The 1,242-nt window shown below is 66.1% G+C and carries 1 protein-coding gene and 1 pseudogene; both read left to right on the plus strand.

Annotation, left to right across the window (positions count from 1 at the left end):
• Positions 1-726: pseudogene (locus tag F573_RS14550) on the plus strand (helix-hairpin-helix domain-containing protein); the annotation flags it as partial.
• The gene (locus F573_RS0114040) at positions 716-985 is read left to right on the plus strand and encodes a DUF3006 domain-containing protein (RefSeq protein WP_231384437.1); all 270 of its coding nucleotides are present in this window, start codon (positions 716-718) and stop codon (positions 983-985) included. The pseudogene F573_RS14550 and the gene F573_RS0114040, both read left to right, overlap by 11 nt.
• Positions 986-1,242 lie beyond the last annotated feature (257 nt).

A 1,242-nucleotide genomic window follows, 5' to 3' on the forward strand; every position in this document is an offset into this window, starting at 1 on the left:
TACATCGAACCGCAGCGTGGCCGGACCAAGAACCTCGGGAACATCGAGATCACCGCCCTGCACCCGGAAGGATCCGCAGCCGATTACAACGGCCACCTGCACGACGAGAACATCGTCGTACGGATCGACTACGGCCCCTGCTCCGCTGTGGTCACCGGGGACACCGAGCACCCAGGCGAGGCGGAGATCCTGCGTGCGGGCATGGATCTCGACGCCGACCTCCTGGAGCTCGGGCACCACGGGTCCAGCACCTCCAGCCGGCCCGAGTTCCTGGAAGCCGTGGATCCGGTCATCGCCATCGCACAGTACGGCGCGGACAACCAGTACGGCCATCCGCATGACGAGGTGATCGCCAACGTCGAGCGACACACGGATGCCCAGTTCTTCGGCACCGCCGACCGTGAGATCCGAATGCAGTGCGACCCGCGCGAGCACCGCTGGTCGATCGAGGGCGGCGTGCGCCCGGGGGAACCGGAAGCCGCGGGCTCCCCCGCGCCACCCTCCGGCGGTGGCGGTGCGCGCTCGACCCCTTCGGGTGGCTGCATCGACCTCAACAGCGTCTCACAGAATCGGCTTCAGGACATCATCCATATCGGCCCGGCCCGCTCCGAGCAGATCATCGAAGGTCGTCCGTGGAACAGCCTGGATGAGCTCACCGAGTTCTGGCGCGTCGGGCCGGAGGAAATCGCGGACATGCGCGATCAGGGGAAAGCCTGTGTCGATTGAGAGACTGGATCGGGGCGTTGTGGACGCCTTCGAGGATGGATGGGCCCGTGTGATCGTCGGGGAACCCGGCAGGGAGACGGCGCACCTGGTGTTGCGCTCCCGGTTGCCGGAAGACACCCGTGTCGGGGACGTGTTACGCGTGCGCCGCCCGCACAACGTGCCGGTGGATCAGGCGATGTTCGAGTTCGACGCGCAGGATACGGTGGAAACGCGGGAGCGGGTCCGGGGCAAGCTGGATCGGCTGCGTCAGAGGGGTTGAGCCTGGAGACCACCGAGGACAGTCACATCGCCCTGTCCTCGGTAATTCCAGATCACTCGGGATTCCCGAGAACTTCGAGTTCGTGTTCCGAGCCCAGAAACGTGTACTCCAGACCCAGCACATCGTCGTCCGCTTTCTCCTCAGCGAGGGCGGCCAGTTCCATGTCATCCACCACGGACGGGGGCTGGCCCCGTCGGCTTGAGCCATTGTGGAACGGATTGGCCGGGCGGGCTCGATTTCAGGCCTTGCCCGGGCCG

It is taken from the genome of Thioalkalivibrio sp. ALE23 (genome assembly GCF_000378545.1).
Classification (GTDB): Bacteria; Pseudomonadota; Gammaproteobacteria; order Ectothiorhodospirales; family Ectothiorhodospiraceae; genus Thioalkalivibrio.